General features: G+C 56.8%; 22 protein-coding genes. 15 read left to right on the top strand and 7 right to left on the bottom strand.

The features are described from left to right. The first annotated feature begins 281 nt into the window (after positions 1–281). From HPS36_RS16450 to HPS36_RS16425, 6 genes are all read left to right on the top strand, one after another. Positions 282–1,241, top strand: a complete 960-nt coding sequence (locus tag HPS36_RS16450; protein WP_080506115.1) for a transcription initiation factor IIB — start codon at positions 282–284, stop codon at positions 1,239–1,241. A gap of 372 nt (positions 1,242–1,613) precedes the next feature. After that, entirely contained in the window at positions 1,614–1,991 is a 378-nt protein-coding gene (locus tag HPS36_RS16445; RefSeq protein ID WP_080506116.1) for a winged helix-turn-helix domain-containing protein, read from the top strand. Next, positions 1,988–2,266, top strand: coding sequence for a DUF7521 family protein (locus tag HPS36_RS16440; RefSeq protein WP_049983702.1), 279 nt, complete (start codon positions 1,988–1,990; stop codon positions 2,264–2,266). The genes HPS36_RS16445 and HPS36_RS16440 overlap by 4 nt, the downstream gene beginning before the upstream one ends. A gap of 220 nt (positions 2,267–2,486) precedes the next feature. Further along, on the top strand, positions 2,487–3,455 hold the full coding sequence (locus HPS36_RS16435) for an arylsulfotransferase family protein (RefSeq protein ID WP_230455304.1): 969 nt from the start codon (positions 2,487–2,489) through the stop codon (positions 3,453–3,455). Positions 3,456–3,966: 511 nt separating this feature from the next. Next, positions 3,967–4,671 (top strand): metal-dependent transcriptional regulator, encoded by a 705-nt coding sequence (locus HPS36_RS16430; RefSeq protein WP_049983704.1) that lies wholly within the window; start codon positions 3,967–3,969, stop codon positions 4,669–4,671. After that, positions 4,668–5,408: a TMEM165/GDT1 family protein gene (locus tag HPS36_RS16425; protein WP_173231025.1), complete on the top strand. Its 741-nt coding sequence runs from the start codon at positions 4,668–4,670 to the stop codon at positions 5,406–5,408. Before HPS36_RS16430 ends, HPS36_RS16425 begins: the two co-directional genes overlap by 4 nt. A gap of 144 nt (positions 5,409–5,552) precedes the next feature. Here HPS36_RS16425 and HPS36_RS16420 read toward each other — a convergent pair whose 3' ends face one another. The 7 genes from HPS36_RS16420 to HPS36_RS16390 all read right to left on the bottom strand — a co-directional run bounded on the left by HPS36_RS16420 (position 5,553) and on the right by HPS36_RS16390 (position 13,676). Next, the gene (locus tag HPS36_RS16420; RefSeq protein WP_049983706.1) at positions 5,553–5,936 is read right to left on the bottom strand and encodes a SpoIIAA family protein; all 384 of its coding nucleotides are present in this window, start codon (positions 5,934–5,936) and stop codon (positions 5,553–5,555) included. Between the two features lie 26 nt (positions 5,937–5,962). Continuing rightward, entirely contained in the window at positions 5,963–6,889 is a 927-nt protein-coding gene (locus HPS36_RS16415; RefSeq protein WP_049983707.1) for a cation diffusion facilitator family transporter, read from the bottom strand. A gap of 22 nt (positions 6,890–6,911) precedes the next feature. Beyond that, the gene (locus HPS36_RS16410) at positions 6,912–9,587 is read right to left on the bottom strand and encodes a heavy metal translocating P-type ATPase (protein ID WP_121564801.1); all 2,676 of its coding nucleotides are present in this window, start codon (positions 9,585–9,587) and stop codon (positions 6,912–6,914) included. Positions 9,588–9,905: 318 nt separating this feature from the next. Beyond that, positions 9,906–10,328: a plastocyanin/azurin family copper-binding protein gene (locus tag HPS36_RS16405; protein ID WP_049983708.1), complete on the bottom strand. Its 423-nt coding sequence runs from the start codon at positions 10,326–10,328 to the stop codon at positions 9,906–9,908. A 24-nt stretch (positions 10,329–10,352) separates the two neighbouring features. Next, entirely contained in the window at positions 10,353–11,609 is a 1,257-nt protein-coding gene (locus HPS36_RS16400; protein WP_049983709.1) for a ZIP family metal transporter, read from the bottom strand. Between the two features lies 1 nt (position 11,610). Beyond that, a complete protein-coding gene (locus HPS36_RS16395) occupies positions 11,611–12,870 on the bottom strand; it encodes a multicopper oxidase domain-containing protein (RefSeq protein WP_049983710.1) in 1,260 nt (419 codons plus the stop codon). A 128-nt stretch (positions 12,871–12,998) separates the two neighbouring features. Next, positions 12,999–13,676 carry a metal-dependent transcriptional regulator gene (locus tag HPS36_RS16390; protein WP_049983711.1) on the bottom strand — a complete coding sequence of 226 codons (678 nt, stop codon included), beginning with the start codon at positions 13,674–13,676 and terminating at the stop codon, positions 12,999–13,001. A 221-nt stretch (positions 13,677–13,897) separates the two neighbouring features. On the opposite strand from HPS36_RS16390, the gene HPS36_RS16385 reads away from it, so the two are divergent. The 9 genes from HPS36_RS16385 (at position 13,898) to HPS36_RS16345 (ending at position 20,614) form a co-directional block, all read left to right on the top strand. Further along, entirely contained in the window at positions 13,898–14,065 is a 168-nt protein-coding gene (locus HPS36_RS16385) for a DNA-binding protein (RefSeq protein ID WP_004048632.1), read from the top strand. A 71-nt stretch (positions 14,066–14,136) separates the two neighbouring features. After that, the gene (locus tag HPS36_RS16380) at positions 14,137–14,697 is read left to right on the top strand and encodes a TATA-box-binding protein (protein WP_049983712.1); all 561 of its coding nucleotides are present in this window, start codon (positions 14,137–14,139) and stop codon (positions 14,695–14,697) included. A gap of 85 nt (positions 14,698–14,782) precedes the next feature. After that, on the top strand, positions 14,783–15,826 hold the full coding sequence (gene xseA, locus HPS36_RS16375; protein ID WP_049983713.1) for an exodeoxyribonuclease VII large subunit: 1,044 nt from the start codon (positions 14,783–14,785) through the stop codon (positions 15,824–15,826). A gap of 2 nt (positions 15,827–15,828) precedes the next feature. Then, positions 15,829–16,011, top strand: coding sequence for an exodeoxyribonuclease VII small subunit (gene xseB, locus HPS36_RS16370; protein WP_049983714.1), 183 nt, complete (start codon positions 15,829–15,831; stop codon positions 16,009–16,011). Between the two features lie 203 nt (positions 16,012–16,214). Beyond that, complete coding sequence (locus HPS36_RS16365; RefSeq protein ID WP_049983715.1) at positions 16,215–16,463, top strand: hypothetical protein; 249 nt, start codon at positions 16,215–16,217, stop codon at positions 16,461–16,463. A 6-nt stretch (positions 16,464–16,469) separates the two neighbouring features. After that, positions 16,470–16,892, top strand: a complete 423-nt coding sequence (locus tag HPS36_RS16360) for a hypothetical protein (protein ID WP_049983716.1) — start codon at positions 16,470–16,472, stop codon at positions 16,890–16,892. 27 nt (positions 16,893–16,919) lie between these two features. Continuing rightward, the gene (locus tag HPS36_RS16355; RefSeq protein WP_049983717.1) at positions 16,920–18,656 is read left to right on the top strand and encodes a hypothetical protein; all 1,737 of its coding nucleotides are present in this window, start codon (positions 16,920–16,922) and stop codon (positions 18,654–18,656) included. A gap of 3 nt (positions 18,657–18,659) precedes the next feature. Continuing rightward, entirely contained in the window at positions 18,660–19,496 is an 837-nt protein-coding gene (locus HPS36_RS16350) for a hypothetical protein (RefSeq protein ID WP_049983718.1), read from the top strand. Positions 19,497–19,498: 2 nt separating this feature from the next. Continuing rightward, positions 19,499–20,614, top strand: a complete 1,116-nt coding sequence (locus tag HPS36_RS16345; RefSeq protein ID WP_049983719.1) for a hypothetical protein — start codon at positions 19,499–19,501, stop codon at positions 20,612–20,614. Positions 20,615–20,616 lie beyond the last annotated feature (2 nt).

Here is a 20,616-nt window from a genome sequence, read left to right as displayed (position 1 = left end):
TAAAATTCGTTTAGTAAGGGGACAGGTCGTTGTTCTTTATTTACTAGGCTGACCACCCCATCGTGAATTGAATGATTAGTATTCATTATACCGGTGAACATATTTTTATTGATAGGATGCTTCCTAATTACAATAAGTCTATCAACAGTTTGGTTACAAAGGTATAGGTCGGATTCCTCCCGAATGGGATTCCGCCACTTGTTCAATACGCAGCTACCCCTCAGAACAGGTAAGAAGCCCCACGATTTGGGGGGAACAAACCTATTCATCGGGTTACTATTATGCGCCAAGAACATAACATCGAACAGCCGTTAGATAATCTCAATCAGGCCTCAGAGTACATTGAAAACAGCGTGTGCCCCGAGTGTTCAGGTCAAATCACTCATAACGATACCGGAGGTGAATCAACTTGTGAAGATTGTGGGTTGATTTTCAAGGAAAACCGGATCGATCATGGTCCAGAGTGGCGTGCGTTCACGTCAGAGGAGCGCGATGAGAAGAGTCGTGTTGGTTCCCCAACAACACGGCTGATGCATGATAAGGGTTTAAGTACAACTATCGGCTGGCGAGATGAGGACGCTAACGGAAAATCAGTTCCTGATGGTCAACGCGCTCTGTTACAGCGTCTTCGGATGTGGGATGAACGGTTTCGAGCAAAAAATTCTCATGAACGAAATCTTAAACAAGCATTCGGTGAAATAAACCGGATGGCGTCTGCACTCGGCCTTCCGAAATCAATCCGAGAAACAGCGGGTATCCTATACAGACGTGCTGTAGAGAAGGACTTACTACCCGGCCGATCGATTGAAGGGATGTCAACAGCTTCGCTGTACGCGGCTACACGACAGCATGGAATGCCACGGCCATTAGAAGAATTCTCTGATGTGAGTCGTGTTAAAAAAATCCGAGTCCAGCGAGCGTATCGATATCTATCCCGTGAACTTGAGTTAAAAATTGAACCGGAGCTTCCGACTCAATTTCTTCCACAATTCGCTTCATCACTTGGCGTGAGCGATGAAGCGGAACAGCGTTCTCGAGAAATTCTTGAGGTTGCGACAGAAAATGGGGTACACAGTGGGAAGAACCCGGCAGGATTAGCGGCTGCTGCGTTATATGCTGCGACCCATCTTACGAACGAACAGCTCACACAAGAGACTGTGAGCGAAGTCGCCCACATAAGCCAAGTTACAATACAAAATCGATATAAGGAGCTTCTCGAAGTGTACGAAAAGGATATATAAAATAGCAATTTGTTGTATAATAATGGATATTGGGTCATACAAATTTAATTTAATATGAATGATTTCCAGACACAGACAGAAGGTGGGTTATGTATCACATCTCATGAAATATTAATTCATGATACGTTTCCTATCCCTGCTCGCTCTGTAGGGGAATATAAGATCCATCTGAAAATAATGAACCCCGACTCAGAGATCAATACAAAATATACTCCTCTCAATATTATGTCACTAAGTCTTCGCTCACCTCTCTATTCTTTCAAATCGTTACTTTTGAGCTGGGAATCGAGACTTTTCCCAGCCCTGCTTCATCAGGAGAACCGTCAAAAAACAATCGGACACTATTTTTCGTCCAATGTATTTAATTGAATTATGGGAAATAATTCAGCGGCATCCGAGGACGCACCGGCGTTACAGGAAGTCCTTGATGCGCTGGATGATCCCGACTGTCGTTCCATCCTCCGCCAAACCGTTGAACCCATGACCGCGAACGAATTGAATGATGTCTGTGACATCCCAAAGTCGACGTTGTATCGTAAATTAGAATTACTCAGTTCCGCTTCCCTTGTCCGAGAGTGGGATACGATCAATTCCGGGGGTGGACGTGTTACCCATTACAAAAGATCATTCGATAACGTGATGATATCTGTGGACGATACAGGCGAGTTTTCGGTGAGTATTGAGCGGCCCCCACAGTCCACCGATGAACGGCTTGTAGATATCTGGTCGATGATGGGAGACGAAGTATGAACGGCGTCATCACGGCGATTGCAGTCGTCAAGTTCGTAATCCTGTTTCTCGGTGGCGGGATCACCTACATTGCATTTAAGGCCTATCGACGCACGGGTGAGGATTCACTACGTGTCCTTGGTGTCGGGTTCGGTATTATCACACTCGGGGCAATCCTGACTGGCGTGGCCAACCAGTTCTTTTCTGTCGGATTGGCCCTCGGCGTGCTCATCAACAGCCTGTTCGTTGCCCTTGGTCTCGCGGTTATCATGTACTCGCTGTATATCCAGAAATGAACCCCGTTCCTGATCTCCGTGGGGCAGCTATCCAATCCTTTTCGGCGTGGTTCTGTTCGTTCTCACGCTTGTTAGCAGTACAATGCTCGCCCCTGCGATTGGGACGGCTTCGGAGATAAACCAGACGTCCCAAACCTTGGTCGAGTCTCAGAGGGGTGGTCCAGGCTGGCACGAATGCGGCATAGCGTCTACCTCCTCAACGGTACGAACACTACGTGACGTGAATCGAGTGCTGATAGCTATTTTTAACGTCACCCAAACAGAGAACGGAACAGTGTTAGCCGGGTTCATGGACAGCGGGTACGCTTCGTGCGGATCAGACGAGTCTCCCTGTACCCGAACGGGATTCCGAGTCATTGACCCCGGGAAAGACCTGCAGGTGCTTTCGGGGTATAGCTTCCCGGTGCGAACGAACAAGAACAGCGTAGTCCACGATGTCGAACGACTCGAATCGGGTGAATATTTGGTCACCGATATGGAGTACAAGCGTATCTTTACTGTCAAGAACGGCGAAGTCACGTGGCAGTGGAATGCGAGTTCGTTCTACGACGCCCCACAAGATCCGACAACGACCGACTGGCTACACATCAACGACGTGGGCGTCACCAGCACCGGACACTATCTCGTCTCAGTGCGGAACGCCAACCAGCTTCTCGTCATCAAGCGCGGAGAGGGTGTCGTCGACGTCAACAACAAAGACACGACCGATTCAAACGAGACCAACTGTCATATATCATGCCAGTTAGCCGACTATGACAGTGATGGCGATATTCGATGTGGCGACCCTGACGTGCTCAACCACCAGCACAATCCTCAGTGGCTCGGGGATGATGCCGTCCTCGTCGCTGATAGCGAGCACGACTGGGTCGTCGAACTCCACCGGACTGAGAATGGGAGTGTGGAACCAGCGTGGACACTCGACCGTGCTGGTGGTATCACGTTTAATTGGCCTCAAGATGCTGATCATCTCCCGAACGGGAATACATTGATCACAGACACGTTGAATCGCCGGTTTGTCGAAGTAAACGAATCAGGAAAGGTGGTCTGGAGCGTCCAAACTGAGCGTATTCCATATGAAGCAGGTCGCCTCCCAGTTGGTGAATCTGGCGAGGGGCCCGGTACACGAGTGATGGAGGTGGCGTTGGAAGTGTCAATAAAGACGTGCCGGCTCTCTCACTGCTGCTCGTAGGGCTTCGAGCCGTCATTACCTCTACGGCCTTCTGGTTTCGGGAACCACAACTCGGACTAACGATAGTCTCCGCGCTCCTCAACGTCGCCGGTGGAATTGACCATCGTCGGACCTAATCAATCAACGGTGAGGTACCCAATCACATCTCTGTACGATTCCAACTCGACCAAGGAGAGTTCGTAGGCTTCTTTTTATCACCCCCAGAGACGGTTAACCTCTTTTCACCAACTTCATTTTGATACACCTACTTCGCCTGCTGCGATAAGATGAACTCGGGCTTGTTTAGACGCGGTGGAATCACCGTTTCCGGTCTCTATCCAAACCACCAAAGCGGATTGAGAGGCACTCACGGACAGATCCTGTTGACCCCAACAGAGCCACTAACCAACCAATTCAGAAGCGTCCAAACAAGGCCGATGAACTCTATTATCACAATTACAGAAAATTGATGTAACCGACTCTCTCAATGATCCCCAAGTATTAAATTAGATGGGTCTAAATAACGGTCTAAATGGATTCGAGTCCAGTAGTTGAGGACACCCTCAAAACGATCTACCACCTCCAGCAGGAAGCGGGTCCACCGGTGTCAACATCTGATATTGCCGATCGGCTCGATAAGGCACAGGCGACGGTTACGAGTACGCTTGACCGACTTGAAGCGCAGGGACTGATCGCACGCGAACCGTACCATGGAAGCGAACTCACCGACGACGGCAAAACCGTTGCGGTCGAAGTACTCCGGCATCACCGGCTCCTCGAAACCTATCTGGCCGACCACCTCGATTACCCTTGGGAACAGGTCCACGAGGAAGCCGACAGACTCGAACACCACATCAGCGAGGAGTTCGAACGGCGGCTCGCCGAGACACTCGAAAACCCCCGGCGAGACCCCCACGGCGATCCGATTCCAAGCGAAGACCTAGAGCCGCCGAATCAGGACCCGATGACACCCCTGTCAGCCTGTGAGGTCGGCGATCGAGTGGTCATCACTCGCGTTAGCGATCGCAACGAGAACGACCTCGCATACTTGGCCGACGTCGGGATCACGCCGGGCACAGCTGTCCGTATTGTTGACATCGCCCCGTTCGGAATGCTTACTCTCGCTGTCGACGATACTGAGCAAGCCATTCCCGAAGGGGTTGCGACGTCGATCCGAGTGACCCCCGTGAACGACGCCGACGACTCGGGTAGCGTTGAGCACCGGGGTGACGCATGACGCCATTTCTGGAGATCGTCGTAATCGCGGCCATCGCACAGCTCACCGTACTGCCAGGGGAGAAAGTCCAGTTCATTATCGCCGGACTGTCGACCCGGTTCAAGCCACTGCTGGTTGTCGCGGCGGCCGGGACGGCATTCGCGGGCTGGACCGTCCTCGAGATCCTGTTCGGCCAGGCGCTCCAGCAGGCGCTCCCGGGCGTCGTCCTCGACGGGATTACGGCGGCGCTCTTCCTGCTGTTCGCGGTGTTACTCGTCCGGTCAGCACCTGGCAGCCATACTGTCCCAGTCGAGAGCGGCACACAGACGGATGGTGGCGTCGTCGGGACACGAATCACGGAGATCAACCCGGAGTTCGAAGCGTTCGGCTACACGATCGGCGGGCAACTGGGCGAATTTCTCACCATCTTCGCGATGATGGCTGCTGGGGAGTTCGGCGATAAGACCCAGCTTGTCACCATCGGGCTGGCGGCACAGTACGGGGCTAGTGCCGCGATCTGGGCGGGTGAAATGTTGGTCATCATCCCGGTGAGCCTTGCGAACGCGTACTTCTTCCACACGTTCTCACACCGCTTCGACGTCCGGAAGGCCCACTACGCCGGCGCGGCACTGTTTGCGTTCTTTGGGGTGGATACGATCTTAGGGATAGCGACCGGCCCGGAAGCGGTGTTCGGTCACAACAGCCTCTGGGAGGCGATCGTCAGCGCCGCTTCGGATGCGCTCCTCGCAGTCGTGTGACCACTTCTCGCTTGCCGTACTACGGTGGAACTGTTGATTCCTCATCGAAACTCACGGCAGAGACGTATCTCATCCGCTGGGATGCCAATCTTCCGGGGCGAGAACGTGCTGTTTGCGGTACGGGAACCGAAGCCTATCTGTCACTCATCCCTTCTCGGAAAGCCAGTCGAGCGCTCTCTCGCGCTCGATACTGTCGAAATATCGCATCTCGTCGGGCGCGACCGGCCAGATCGGCCGGATGACACGCCACCAGTCAAAGAGCAGCGTCGCCCACCTCGAATCGCCGACTGCGGCGTACCGGTCGATATCGAAGTCAGGGCCGTACCGGAGATCGGGAATCACCCCGTGGAGATGTGTGAGAAACGTCCCGAACGTCCAGTTCGGAACTTCCTCGTACACATGGATGCGTCCGTGCTGGTCACTTTTTTCGACGAGTAGCGAGTACAACTCTCGATAGCCTGCTCTCGACCCCCGCCCGACGCGAATCGCAACGATCTTTTCGTTCGTCTCGTCTAACACTTCGAACATTCGATTGGGTGCTGCGTGAGCCATCGTTAGTGGGAGTGATTCGTCGTACCGACAGGGTCGGTATCGGGGTCGGCACGCCCGACGACCTCGACGGTTGCGTGATCGATTCTTCGATCCGTGAGATGATCGTGAACTCGCGCCCGGATCTCTCGTTGTTCTTCGAGAGTGGTCGCTGTCTCGATGAGCCGGACGGTTGCGACGGTGAGTTGACTACACACCTGCCAGACGTGGAGGTCCTCAACCTGGTCGACGCCGTCGAGTGTCGTCAATTCATCCTGAAGCTCTTCTGACGACACCGGGCTCCGTTCCAACAGGATCGAGGTGCTTTCCCGGAGAACGTTCCCGGCCGACGCGAGCACCACCAGCCCGATGACTACGGCCGCCATAGGGTCTGCGATGGGGAGATCGAACACTGCGACAGCGACAGTCGAGACGATTACCGCAACAGAGCCACCGGCGTCTCCGAGCAGGTGGTAGAACGCGCCCCGTTCGTTGAGGCTCATCTTATCACCTTGTAACACGTACACGGAGCCGATGTTTACCAGCAGTCCACCCGTCGCGATGATCAGCGTCAACTCCGGATTGATCGCTACCGGCTCAAGGAACCGCTGGTAGGACTTCCAGACGATGTATCCGACCATTGGAAGGAGCAAGACCCCGTTCAGGAAGGCCGCAACCGGCTCCAGTCGGTGGAGACCGTACGACCACGCCTCACCGCCCTGGAATCGTTCGGCGGTGTAGCTCGCCCCGAACGCCATCGCGTACGCAAGCATGTCGAACAGCATGTGGAGTGCGTCGCTGATGAGCGCCACCGAACCGAACAGGAGTCCACCAGCCAGCTCGACGGCGAAGCCGACGAAGTTGATAACGGCCACGAACGCCAACCGTCGAGTACTCTGCTCTGTCGTCTGACGCCGGTCCTCGTCGTCGTGCTCGTGCGTATGGAGGGACATCGTCTCGACCAGTGAAGAGTGGTTAGCTGTCGGCCACCGCGTCTCTATCGTCAGTCGCAGGACGGATCCGCGAGAGTCGCATCGCGTTTCCGGTCACCGCGGTCGTCATGCCGGCGTCTCCGGCGAGGACGGCGAGCCAGATCGGAACGTATCCGAAGGGGACCGCGAGCGCCAGTCCAGCCTTCACTCCGAGACTCGCCCAGATGTTCTGTCGGATGACGCCGTTCGCGTCGTTCGCGAGTTCGTAGAGGTACGGGAGCTTCGCGAGGTCGTCGCCCATCAGGGCGATGTCGGCCGTCTCTAACGCGGTGTCCGTCCCGGCCGCGCCCATCGCAACGCCCACCGTCGCCGTCGCGAGTGCCGGGGCGTCGTTGATGCCGTCACCGACCATCGCAACGCCGTCGTACTCGTCGACGAGCTCCTCGATCGCCGTCACCTTGTCCTCGGGGAGTAATTCGGCCTGGTACTCGTCGACGCCGACCTGCTCGGCGATCGCGCGGGCAGTCCGCTCGTTGTCACCCGTCAGCATCACCGTTCGGGCAACACCGAGCTGCTTCAGTCGCGCCACCGTTCGCTTCGCTTCCGGCCGAATCTCGTCGGCAACCGCGATGACGCCTTCGAGTTCGTCTTCGGTCCCAACGAGAACGACGGTCTTGCCTTCTGCTTGGAGTTCGGGAACGGTCTCTTCGAGGAGATCGAGACAGTTGTTCCGGTCACACATCTGTCGGGCTGTCTGCGTCACGACGCCACCCTCGGTCGTCGCGTGAACGTGCGACAGGTCGAACTCTAACTCCTCAAACAGACCCGGCTTGCCTGCGAAGTGAGGAGTCCCGTCGAGATCGGCGCGAACACCCTTTCCGGTGATGCTCTCGAAGTCATCAACCTCGCGCTCGGCAACCCCTGCGCTGCCGGCTTCGGCGACGATTGCCTCGCCGATGGGGTGTTCACTCCGTTGCTCGAGCCCGCGTGCACACCGGAGCACGTCCTCCTCCGAGTTCCCGTTCAAGGGAACGACGTCGGTGACGGTGAGTTCACCTTTGGTGAGGGTTCCCGTCTTGTCGAACGCGACGACGTCGACGGCTCCCATCGCTTCGAGGTGATTGCCGCCTTTGATCAGGACGCCGTTCTTCGCGGCGCTCGTAATTCCCGACACCACCGAGACGGGCGTCGAGATGACAAACGCACACGGGCAGGCCAGGACCAGTAAGGTCAGCCCGTAGACGACGGCCGTGGACCAGGTTGTGCCGAGGATGTACGGGCTTGCTAGTGTCGTCAGGATAGCGAAGACGACGACCACTGGCGTGTAGTACGTCGAGAAGCGCTCGACGAACTGCTCGCGCTCTGTCTTATTCGACTGTGCATCTTCGACCATCTCCACGATTCGGGAGAGCGTGTTATCGCCGGCCTCGGAGGTGACCTCCACCTCGAGATACCCCTCCTCGTTGATGGTGCCGGCGTACACTTCGTCGCCAGTCGTCTTGTCGACAGGGACGCTTTCACCCGTGATAGGTGCCTGGTTGACGGCGCTTTCACCGTCGACGACGCTTCCGTCCATCGGGATTTTCTCCCCTGGCTTGACGACGACGATGTCACCAACTGCGACCTCGTCGACGGGAATCGTCTCCGTGCTCCCGTTCCGCTTGACGGTCGCTTCATCCGGTGAGAGATCCATTAGCTCGCGGAGGGAGTTTCGGGCACGGTCCATCGAGTACCGCTCCAGCAGTTCCGCGATGCTGAACAGGAACGCGAGGGTGGCGGCCTCGAAGTAGAGTGCCTCGCCGAATGCGAGGCTCGCAACGAGTGCTCCGAGGATAGCCACCGACATCAGGAAGTCGATATCGAGGTTCAGATTTCGCGCCGAGTAGTAGCCGTTGCGAAGGATTTCCTGGCCGCCGGTGGCTACAGCAATCAGGAACAGGACGTCGGCAACCAGTAGCTCCGTACCAAAAAGACCTGCAATCTGTACATTCTGGCCGGTCAAGAAGAATTCGAAGAGTAAGCCGAGGGCGACGAATCCACCGCTCACCCACGTCTTGAGTGCGCGCGAACTCGTCCAGATACTCTCGCGCCCTCCGCCCGCTTCCTGACGTTCTGATTTGTCGCCTGTCGTATCCGTGACCTCATACCCAGCGCTTTCGATCGCGTCGATGACGTCAGCTTCCCCAGCCCTCGACGAATCGTACGTGACAACGACGGTTCCGGTCGTCGGCTTCGTCTCGTAAGTGGTCACTCCACCGACTCTGTCAAGAGCGTTTTCGATTTTGCCCGCACACGACGGACAATCCATTTCTGAAACCGTGAATTTCGAGGTGACCTCGCCGGTGTTCTCCACGGTGTATCCGGCCTTTTCAACCCGATCTTCGATCGCGGTGGCACTCGTTTGCTCGTCGTCGTACGAAACGGTCAATGTCCCTGTTGCCACTTGCGGGTCGACGCTCTGGATTCCGTCCAGTTTTTCGACGCTGTTTTCGACCTTTTTTGCACAGGACGGGCAATCCATCTCCGGGACGGAGAATTGTGCAACGTCTCCCTGGTCTATCGATGAGGTAACGTCATCACCATCTTGTCCTGTGTGCTGGATGTGCTCGTGATCATGGTCATGTGTATGACCCTGCTTGTGAGAATCCTCTCCGTGGTTGTGGGTATGATCCGGTAGTTCACCACTTCCGTCGTGGGATTCCTCGTTAGGTGAGGTCATTACGTACTGCTAGCTACTACAGACTTATTAAATCAGCTGCTATTAAAACCCCATATTATGATAATCTCTAATAAAATAACTGTATTGGATTATTAACTCAACCGTTAATTCGTCCCATCCCCCGGACCAAAGTCTGGATTGCTCGATACTCGCCGTGTTTGAACCCGAGGAGATGCGTACGGACTCAATACACGATGAGACCGACGCTGACCACATCACCAGTGGTATTCATTGGGCTCATCATCGTCTCCTCGTTACGATAGCGAGTGGGCCCACGATCACGTGACCCTTCGCCGTAACGAGAACTTGATTCTTCGATTACTTTACCCGAACTGTCCCGATCATTCCAGACCCCTCGTGTGGGATACAAAAGTACCTGTACGTGCCTGGTTCCTCAAACGTATACTCGTAATTTTCACCCGGAGCGATGAGCCCCTCGGTGACCCGATTCCTCGCAGCCCGCTCTGATTCAAAGCCACCACTTGCGAAGTACGCGGCTTCGTCTGGAATCTCGTCTTCATACGCTGTGACCGTGTGATCGATGTCACTCTCGTTCGTCCACGTAACCGTCTCGCTAGGTTCGATCGTCGCGATCTTCGGCTCAAATCTGAGGTCGCCGGGCATCGTGACGGTCTGGGCCGCCGAGGACTGTCCGCCCAGACACCCAGCCGTGCTAAGCATCGCTAGGGTGGCAGTGCTGAGTCGCAACACCGTTCGCCGATCGTAGAATTCGGGTGACATTGACACAGAGATGGGTGGTGCCGATTAGAGCACTACGAAGAGGTCGGTCACGTACATCACGCCGAGGCCGAGCAGGAACGCGAGCAGGTTCGTGGCGCTGGCCACCCGACCGCCTGCATCCCGAACCATACCCGCGATCTCCCAGTTGACCTGTAGGATCGCACCAACCCCGATCGCGAGGAAGAAGGCACCGATCGTCGGTGAGTACGCGAGACTACCGATCCACCCGCCGAGGATGACGGGGGAACCGGCGATGACGCCGAGCGCGGCGAAGTGTCTGAACGACGGGCGCTCTCCGCGGGCGACCGGTGCAACGACGGCCGGGCCTTCCGTCACGTTGTGGAGCATGAACCCGATCACGAGGAACGCGCCGAGCGACACACGTCCGAGTGCGAACGAACTCCCGATCGCCAGTCCTTCCGCGAGGTTGTGCAGGCCGATCCCGACCGCGACCAGATAGGCGATCCAGAGACCGCTACTCGCCCGACTGTCACCGGCGGCGACACGGCCTTTGCGCCACGCGCTGATTGCCTGAACGAGAGTGAGCGCGCCGAGGATCCCGAAGACGACCAAGAGGTTGCCCTCGTACGCGCCCGGAACTCGTTGAGCGAGTTCGAACGCCTCGAATCCGGCGTCGAACGCCAAGAAACCGAGGACGCCGGCCGCGAACAAGAGCACGGCGTGCAGCCATCGATCGCTCATCGTCTTGATGTAGGGGAACCACAGCATCCCTAATGCGACCGGGATCACACCGACGAACAGCCCGATGACTGCAAGCGTCCAGAGCAGACTGAGGCTGAATCCGGGTGCCTGACTCGGAGCGACGATCGTATTCTCGAATGTCGCTCCGTCAGAGAGTACGAGGGCGACGTTGAGATCCCACCCCGGATTCCAGTGATACGGGATCACGATCTGTGCGCTTTCCATTGGGGCGAGCGTTTGGTCGCCACCAGCTCCTTCTACCTGAAAATTCCAGTAGGCCTCATCGACGAGGACCTGTGCTATCGTCACGGAATCGGGCCCGTTGTTCGTTACATGTAACACGACCGTTTCGTCGCTCGGAAGCGTCGTGTGCGTGATCGTCACGTCGGGAAGCGGTTCACCACTCTGGCTCTGAATACTCGCGAGTGGTGACGTGAACGCGAACACACCCAAGACGAGCACGAGCAACACGATCGGGAGTATCGCGCTGACCCATCGCGGTAGTCCGAGCGGCTGTGTGACCTCGTTTTCAGTAGATACACCACCGTCTGGCGTCGGTTTTTGTGTCTTATCCGCCATGTTAGATCACCTCAAAGAAGCTCATCCAGCCGAGTTCGGCGAACTCGGACTGGTGGGCGTGGAACATGTACAGCCCGGGTTCGTGATCCGAGTAGTCGAGCTCGATGATACCGCGTTGCGCCTGCGTCTGCATGATCGTGTCCACGGTCTTGCGCGTCGGTGTCAGCGTCGTCCCGTGGTCATAGTAATCGAAGAACTGCGAGTGCGTGTGGAACGAGTTGATGAGGTCGAACTCAGTCGCATTGGAGAGATAGACGCGTTGCCGTTCGTTCTTGTCGATCTGGATGGGACGCTTCGTCTCGCCCGCCGTCCAGTTGCCGGTGCCGTCGGTACTACCGATCCCGTATGCGAACGCCCGTGTGTTCGCCGCGTAGACCTCGTTCCCGCCGTCGAAGTTGGTGTCGAACGAATTCATCACCATGACCATCTCGTTGACGGCGTCGTTTTCGGCGTACTCGTGGTTCCGGCTCTTCGCCTCTTCGACGAACCGCGTCCGCATGTCGTCGGTAATTGGGCCAGGGTAGTTGACGTAGTCGCGTGGATTCTCCCTGACGCGTTCGGGGTCCGGATCGACAATGATCGTGCCGTAGAGTCCACGGTGGATGTGTTCTTTCAGTGGAAGCGAGTGACAGTGATAGAAGTGAGTACCGGCGGGCTGGGCGATCCACTCGTAGGTGAACGACTCACCCGTATCGAGGACGCCCGGTCCATTCTGGGGAATCCCGTCCATTCGCGGGTTGAGGTTCTTCAGGTGTGGATGAATCGTGTGTGCGTGTCGTCCCAGATTGGTGAACTTCACGCGGATCAGGTCACCTTCGACGGCGCGGATCGTCGGGCCCGGTACCTGGCCGTTGTACGCCCACGCTTGAAACTCGACACCCGGCGCAATCGTGATCGTCGTGTCGACGGCAGTAAACTCGAATTCCCGTACGGTTTGGCCGTCCTCTTCGTAGACCTGTTGGGGAACGTTATCCTGTCCGCTCTCTCCGGTATTGAACGCGGTGAGGAACTCGTGAGGGTCGAAATCCAAATCTCGGTATTCACCCACCGCACCGAAGTTACCGTGTTCATCCTCATCGTCATGATCGGATGAGGCACTTGCCCGAGAACTACCGAGTCCGACTGCTGCACTCCCGGCAACACCAAGACCGCCAAGGACTGTGCGGCGACTGACACTCGTATCACCGGTGAGTGATTCAACCAGTTGCTGCTCGAGGCGTTCTGTGACGTCTGCTGCGCTACTGTAATCTATCGATGGCATGATCTCCTCCGCTGGTCAAGCCTTCGCGTACCCATACACGTCTATTGTACCACCCAATATATAAATTAGACCTATCTAAACTTAGATTGAGTCTAAACCAATCACTTCGCTAATGGAGAATCATCAGTTTAGTTTGAAGCCCCAGTGAGCGTTTGAGCGGATATGGATCGGGACACTTCTTCTGGGAGTGCAACTCGTTCGTCGGTGCCATCGGGATCAAGCGTCACCATCCCAAATGAGGTAGTCTCAACAATTTCGACAACAGTTGTTGGGGTAATCCCGTGTTCAGACAGGTACCGGAGTAGATCTGGGTCATTGTCTGGCACCCGTTCGATTCGAACCTTGTCGCCAACCTGCTGATCAGCGAGGGTTTCACCGGATTGTAGCGGTGAAACGTCCAGATCCGCTGTGGGAATCGGGTCGCCATGTGGGTCAACTGCCGGATTCCCTAACTGCTCTGCAATTCTGTCGGCAAATTGACTACTGATATGGTGTTCGAGGCGATCGGCTTCGTCGTGTACCTCAGCCCAATCGTACTCAAGGCGCTCCGTCAGGTATCGTTCTAAGAGCCGATGGTGGCGAATAATTTCGAGCGCGACAGGAACTCCAGTGTCTGTGAGTACAACGCCCTTGTAGGGTTCGTAATGGACAAAATCGCGCTCGGCCAATTTTTTCACCATACTGGTGACTGACGGTTGTTCTACATCCATATGCTCAGCGAGCGTCGAGGTCCGCACCCGTTCATCCGTTTCGTCCTGGAGGTAATAGATTGCTTTGAGATAGTCCTCCATGATGGCGCTCAGCATTAGAGAGAAATTAGACGGGGCTAAGTTTATAATTTGCCCTAGGAATAATTCGTCTTGTCGCCAGCTGTGGGCGTAAGTCTGAGATGGGGCCGGCTATCGCCACGGTCAACACTGGCGCATTGATTTTCCGTATCTTCCTGTTGTGTTACTCGCTGACACACAGAATGACAAAACCGAGAGTTCGAACCTTTATAACATAGACACGAGAAGTCCGCGATGGAATCTCTGACCTCATCGTCAAAGCAGCCGTGAAGGACGCACTCTCGGACCACAACGTCTCGGCAGATTTCTACGACGCCCTCAACGAAGAGGTCGCCGAACTGCTCGACGACGCCGCAGAGCGTGCCGAGGCCAACGACCGGAAGACGGTCCAGCCCCGCGACCTCTAATTCGGAAGGAACTACACCAACGCTCGAAGTCACTCCCCGTTTTAAGGGGGTTGTGATTGGAAGGTACTCCCATGAGTGTCACAGCCGAATCAATTCAAGTCGAGAATGTGGTTGCGTCGTCCGATATCGGTCAAGAACTCGATCTCGAAACACTTTCTGAGGATTTAGGGGCCACCGACTACGACCCCGATAACTTCCCTGGACTCGTGTATCGGATGCACGATCCCAAAGCCGCAGCGCTCATTTTCCGCTCGGGGAAAGTCGTCTGTACGGGTGCAAAAAGCGTCGACAATGTGACGACTGCGTTGGAATACGTCTTCGACGAACTCCGTGAATTGGGTGTCGATGTCGCTACCACCCCAGATATCGAAATCCAAAATATTGTCTCAAGTGGGGACCTCGACCACACACTCAATTTGAATGCGATTGCGATCGGCCTAGGTCTCGAACACATCGAATACGAACCAGAGCAGTTCCCGGGGCTCGTCTACCGGCTTGACGACCCAGACGTCGTCGCACTCCTCTTCGGGAGTGGCAAGCTCGTCATCACGGGCGGAAAACAGCTTGACGATGCTGAACAAGCGCTTACAGTGATCGAAAACCGGCTGACTGATCTCGGGTTACTAGAGTAATTCAAGGACACAGAACAGTTGGCAGGGTACACTGGCACTGAGGGGTACATTTTTGAATCTGCTCTCTCCGTCTTAAGTTAGTGCGATGGCTGATGCCGAACGAGAGGTAGATGATGCCCTGTCCGGGAATGTTCTTTCAGTCCAAGAGCTGAACGACCGAATTGCATCGGTCGTCCAGGACACGCCTGCCCTCAACGGCGTCCGTTGTATTGGCGAGGTCACGGATCTCCACCAGAACAGTACCGCCCTCTATTTCACCCTGACAGACGGTAACGCCGAGCTTCCCTGTATGCTCTGGGCGAACCGCTATCAGAAGATGGACGCTGACCTCGAGGACGGGACGGAGGTCATCCTCGAAGGCGATATCGACTACTGGACAGAGGGTGGGAAAATCGACCTCAAGCCGTGGGAGGTGATCGTCGTCGGCGACGGCGACCAGGCGGCTGCCGTCGAGCGACTGCGAAGCGAACTCGAAGAGCGTGGCTGGTTCGACGACGAGCAGAAACAACAGCCGCCTGCGTTCCCGGAGCGGGTCGGTGTCGTCACGTCCCTTCGAGGAGATGCCCGGTACGACATCCAGAACGCGATCCACGGACAGGACCCCACCGTCGACATCCTGGTGAAGGACGCCACCGTCCAGGGGTCAGAGGCGCCGATGTCCATTGCGAACGGTATCCACCATCTCGACCGCTCGGAGGACGTCGACGCCATCATCGTCGGCCGCGGCGGTGGGAGTGATTCGAACCTCCAAGCGTTCAACACCGAGCGGGTCGCGGAGGCGATCTTCACCGCCAATACCCCGGTTGTCACCGCAATTGGACATACTGATGACCGCCTTATCGCGGATCAGGTGGCGGACGTCGCGACGATCACGCCGACAGCCGCCGGCGAGTATATCGTAAACTCCCGCCAAGAGTTCCTTGGGAGTGAGATCGAGCCGCTGGAGCAACAGCTCGACGCCGCGTACGAAACCTTCCAGCAGGAGCACGAACATGAACGAGAGCTTGCCGAAGCAGTCGACGAGGCGGCCGCATCCGAGGGGCTCCCGCCGGTCTACTACAAGGCCGCAATCGCTGTGCTGCTGTTGCTGTTGTTGGCCATCACTGGGCTTTGGTTGGGGGTGATCTAAGCGTGGTAAACGACCAAGAGATCCACGATCGGCTGGCCCGTGTCGAAGAAATCATTGAGCAGCTCGATGCGGACGAGTGTGACCTCGATGAAGGGACAAGGCTTCACGAGGAAGGTCAGGAACTCTTGGCCGAGGTGCGAGAAATCCTCGACAACGGGTGTGGAGAGGTCGTGGAACTCGAGTAGAGCGCCATTTAGTCTTAACCAACAATCAATGGCATCTAACTCTATTGTTGGTTAACGGTACCTTTGCAGGGTGAACGAGCTCTCCGATTATAATTTACTTTAGAGTTTTGCGCCAGTTGGTAGCCAGAAAGTATTTACCTCACATACAACTACCACGTCAACGTGTACCACGATTTAATCGGTGCATACCTGAACCCGCACACATGATTACACGGTCAGTCACCATCGAAGACATCGATGAGCTGTACCTGATGTGGAACGACCACATCAACGCCTCGGCCCTCTATCGCCGCGCCCTCCGCGAAGAGATGGCGGTTCGGGATGTCGATCCCGACGAGCTTCGAGACCTTTTCGAACGGGCCCGCGAACAGGGCTACAGCAAAGACGAAATCGTCGCCGAGACCAATCGATACGCCGATCTCAAGACACTCGTCGACGACGCAGAGGAGTAACCCACTATGTCACAGGACACCACTCCCTCCGAAACGACTCCGAATCGCGCCGAAAGCCAGTCGACGGCGGCAAGTAGGCTCCCCAAGCAGGCGGCACTCGTCATCGTCTTCCTGAGCCTGTTCGCTGTGGAACCCGCCGCTGCACAGACGAACGCCGTCTGCAGTGCGGACAACCTCCCGGGTATGATCGAAGGCTTCTTCCAGCTTACCACGGCGCTGGGCATTGTCGGCCTCGCAGTCGTGTGGCAGGCTGACTCCCTTATCGAGATGTTCACGATCACACCCGACCAGAAGAAGGGACTCAAGCGCCACAAGCGCTCCGCGATGAAGTCTGCGGTCGTTCTTGTCGCGCTCGGGCCACTCTACACCGTCGCTGGATCGATGATGAACCTCCCGCTGGCGCAGTGCGTCGACCTCGCCCCCTGGTAGGCGACTACCACCCCGTCGCGAGCCCCCATGAAACAACGAGAGCTCTCCGTGCTAATGGCCGCCCTGTTCGTGACGAGCCTAGTCACCGGTCTCGTTACTGCAAGCCCGCCACGGCCAGGCACGGAGGGGAATGGGCTCACAGAGAATGAATCAGCGACGCTGTGGTCTCGCGACGCGGACAACTACATCAGCCAGGAGGAGTACCAGCAGCGATACGGCGAGAGCCGGACCGCGATGCACCAACTCGCAAACGGGACGGACATCACGTTCACGCGCCCGACGACGACAGCTGCAACGTGGACGCGAAACGACTTCGCTGATCTCGAAGCCGGTGGGTCGGATACGTCCGTGCATCCGCGCCACGCGTCGCTCGAAGACGGGGTGTTCATCGAGGACGCCCACGCCACGGTATTCGCAGTGCAGCCGTCGACGCGAGGTCACTTGGAGTCGGGTGAATCCCCGCTCTATATCGCGCCGAACGGCACGATGCGGGGGTTCGTGGACTATCGTGTTCGCGTCCCGAACGGAAGCTCTTCAGGGAACACGACCATCGAGTGGTCGCTCACGAGCAGCGAAGTCGAGGAGGTTCGGTTGCAGAAGGACGGCGAAACCATCGTCGAGCGCGACGGCTCGCACACGCCGGCCCTTGATTACCAGATCGAGGATGACTGGAGTACAAACCTCACGCTCGAAGCCGAGATCAGCGTCCGGTTGAAGAAGACCACGCGAATCGACCGAGGCGACGAGACCGATGTCGAGATCACGTATCGTACCGAGTCGCTCAACGTCTCGGATTCGATCGCCGTCGAGATCTACGACCTCTCGGCGTACCCCTACTACGCCGAGTATCCCAATGGTGACGCCGGTGTGGCTATCTTCCAGTCCAGACCGTGGCAAGGGTACACGCTCACGGAGAACGGAAGCGCACGAGTGCGTGGCGTCTGGCGGTTCTACACCGCTCGGAACACCAACTGGGATACACTCGTCAGGTCGAATCGGACTGACAGCGCCACCGTCGAGTCGGATGCGATTCCAGTCTATGTTCACGCGTACCCGTCGCGAATCGGCCCGCGTGCCGAACCAGTTCGCGATGGCCCAGAGATCATCGACACCTGGGGCACTGACCGACCGTCTCCGGACGGCACGCTCGGCGAGGACATCAACATCGACATCGTCAACCAGTCGTACACGACGACGTACGGTGTTGCGGTTCGCGCGGAGAACGTCGACCGCGACGCGCTCCAGGTGGCGGGGATCGTGCGGGGTGTGAACGCCTCGATTGTGGCACCTGACGCTGGCTCAGAGCGGCAGCTCCGGCGCAGTAATCTGACTGTTGAGGTGCTCCAGCAGAACGAAAGCCAGGCCACACTCCGCATCGAGCTCCGGGATAACGAGACCGGCGCACCAATCGTGCTCAGCGATCCCGACCGACGATATCCAATCGGCGGGAACACTCGCAACGGCTACATCACCGTCGCGGAGCAACGCGTCGAGACCAACGCCTCCGGGGTGGCGATCGTGACGATCGACGAGCCGGGCATCTACACGGCTCGGTATCACCCAGGCTCGTGGCTCGGGCACGACCCCGCATATGTGAGTGCGACGGCTACTGCTCGCTGGCATCCGCTCGGCACCATCGACGGCTGGTTCGCGTTCATTTTCGAGGTGGGCTGGCAGCTCATCCCGTTCTTCGTGATGTTCTACGCTGGCAAGCGACTTCTCCGAATGCTCGGTCCAGAAGACATCTTCCAGCGAAACCCATAGCCCATGACTCAAAACCATCCACACATCAGTCGGCGAACCGCCCTCCGAACAGTCGCAGGTGCTGCGCTCGTAAGCGTCGCTGGCTGTCTGAACGACAATGGCGGCTCTGGGACGCCTGGTGACGGAACGACCTCTCCAGATGGCAAAGGCCCACTCACGCGTATTACTATTGAGGGGACAACACTCGTCGTCGAACTCTCCGAAGAGGCCGACGTCGACCAAGTCAACCTCATCCAGCCGAACGGCGAGCTATTCGGGAAGCGTGACGTAGCCGCAGGTGCTCAGCAGGTCTCATTCGAGATTGGCACCGCGTATGCGCCCGGTGAGTACCGGATTGTCGCACTGAAGGGCGAGGAGACAGTAGTTGAGACCACGACTGAACTCCGTCCAGAGATGCAGATACAGGATGTTGGACTCTATCGGAATAATCCAGATAAACCGTGGGACGAAGTCTATGGTGAGAGCGAGACTGACCGGATCAAGAATGGCGAGGCATTCGTCACGGTAGAGAACACAGGAAGTGGTCCGGAAGCGATAACTGAACTAATCTTCTCCGGGGACGTTCCCAATCCAATTGAGAACCCCAGAGGCAGTGGAATGCACGAAATAGACCGGGTAGTAGTCTCCCCTGGCGAGACGGCCGACCTGTTCAGTAATTCGTTCCCGTTCGGTTCCGAGAGTGAGGACGGAATGGGGTGTTCCCCAGATGGTAACAGCGGGCAGTTCACGGTTATCGTCGAGACTCAAGTCAGTGGCAATCGGGTCACGAGTACCTACGATGTCCAGTATTCCGGGTCTGATGAGATGACTGACTGTGAGGTCACGATCACGGAGGCCTGACGATGGTTGATCTCATTGACGTCGTCCTTGAGGGTATCAAAGGCGTCGTTGATTGGTTCATCGGGCTGTTCATGGACGGTCTCAGGTCGGGGTATGAGACTCTGACTGAGGAGATGTTCGGAACCCCGACCCCAGAGACGAACGGAGCATTTGTCTTCGGTGAACCAACCAACGCACCCTGGCCAGCGATTCACGATGCTCTCATCGGCGGCGAAATTATGCTGATTGCCCTTTTGCTCCTTGTGATGAGTGTTCAGGGTCGTCACACGGTTCGGATCTTCAATATTGGAAGTACCTACGAAGCCCGAAAAACGAAGAAGACGGCCTGGGTCGGGGCCTTTCTAATCATTACGTGGTATTGGGTTGGAACTCTTACGCTCTACCTCGTCGACGGGTTCACTATTGCACTGATGCCGGAGCTTTCCTCCGTAGCCTCGGCAATGCTTCAGTTCTTGGGTGCAGCCATCACAAACCCAGGGCTGGGGCTATTGTTCGCCGTGATTGGTGGAATCTCAATGTGGGCGTTGGAGGCGCTGTTCTACATCCGGATGATTCTGCTGTATGTCTACCTGTACGGAATGCCGATTGCATTTGCACTAGCCTACGGAAATATTCCGGTCGTATCCGATATCGCGATGGGGTTCTGCAAACGGTTTGTCCCGTTGGCTGTCCTCCCGCTCCCAGCAGCGATGGTCCTCAAGGGGTACGATTTGATCTACGGCGGTGGAACGCTCACACCCGGAACAGCGTTCCTCAAATATCTCGTCGCAGCGTCCCTCCCACTGGTCGCCCTCTATATCACCTGGAAGACGTTCAAATACGCGACGCCGTTGACGGCCAAAGTCGTCGGCGGTGCAACGAAAGGCGCAGCACTCGTAGGCGGTGTCGCCGCTGGAGCCTACGTCGGTGGCGCCGGCGTCGCGACGACCGCCGCCCGATGGGGGCCGAAAGCCGCCGCCGGCCACGCCGTCGCACAAAAAGCAGCCGCCCGCGGTGGACATGGAGGAAATGATGGCGGCACGCCGTCGTACCGTCGAACAGAGAATGACCCAGGTGGAGCGACAGCGGAATCGGCGAGTGCCGACCGTGGGATGGAGTTTGATCGAGGAATCCACTAACA

The organism is Halorubrum salinarum (assembly GCF_013267195.1).
GTDB classification, from domain to species: domain Archaea; phylum Halobacteriota; class Halobacteria; order Halobacteriales; family Haloferacaceae; genus Halorubrum; species Halorubrum salinarum.
This window is presented reverse-complemented; position numbering and strand designations above follow the sequence as displayed.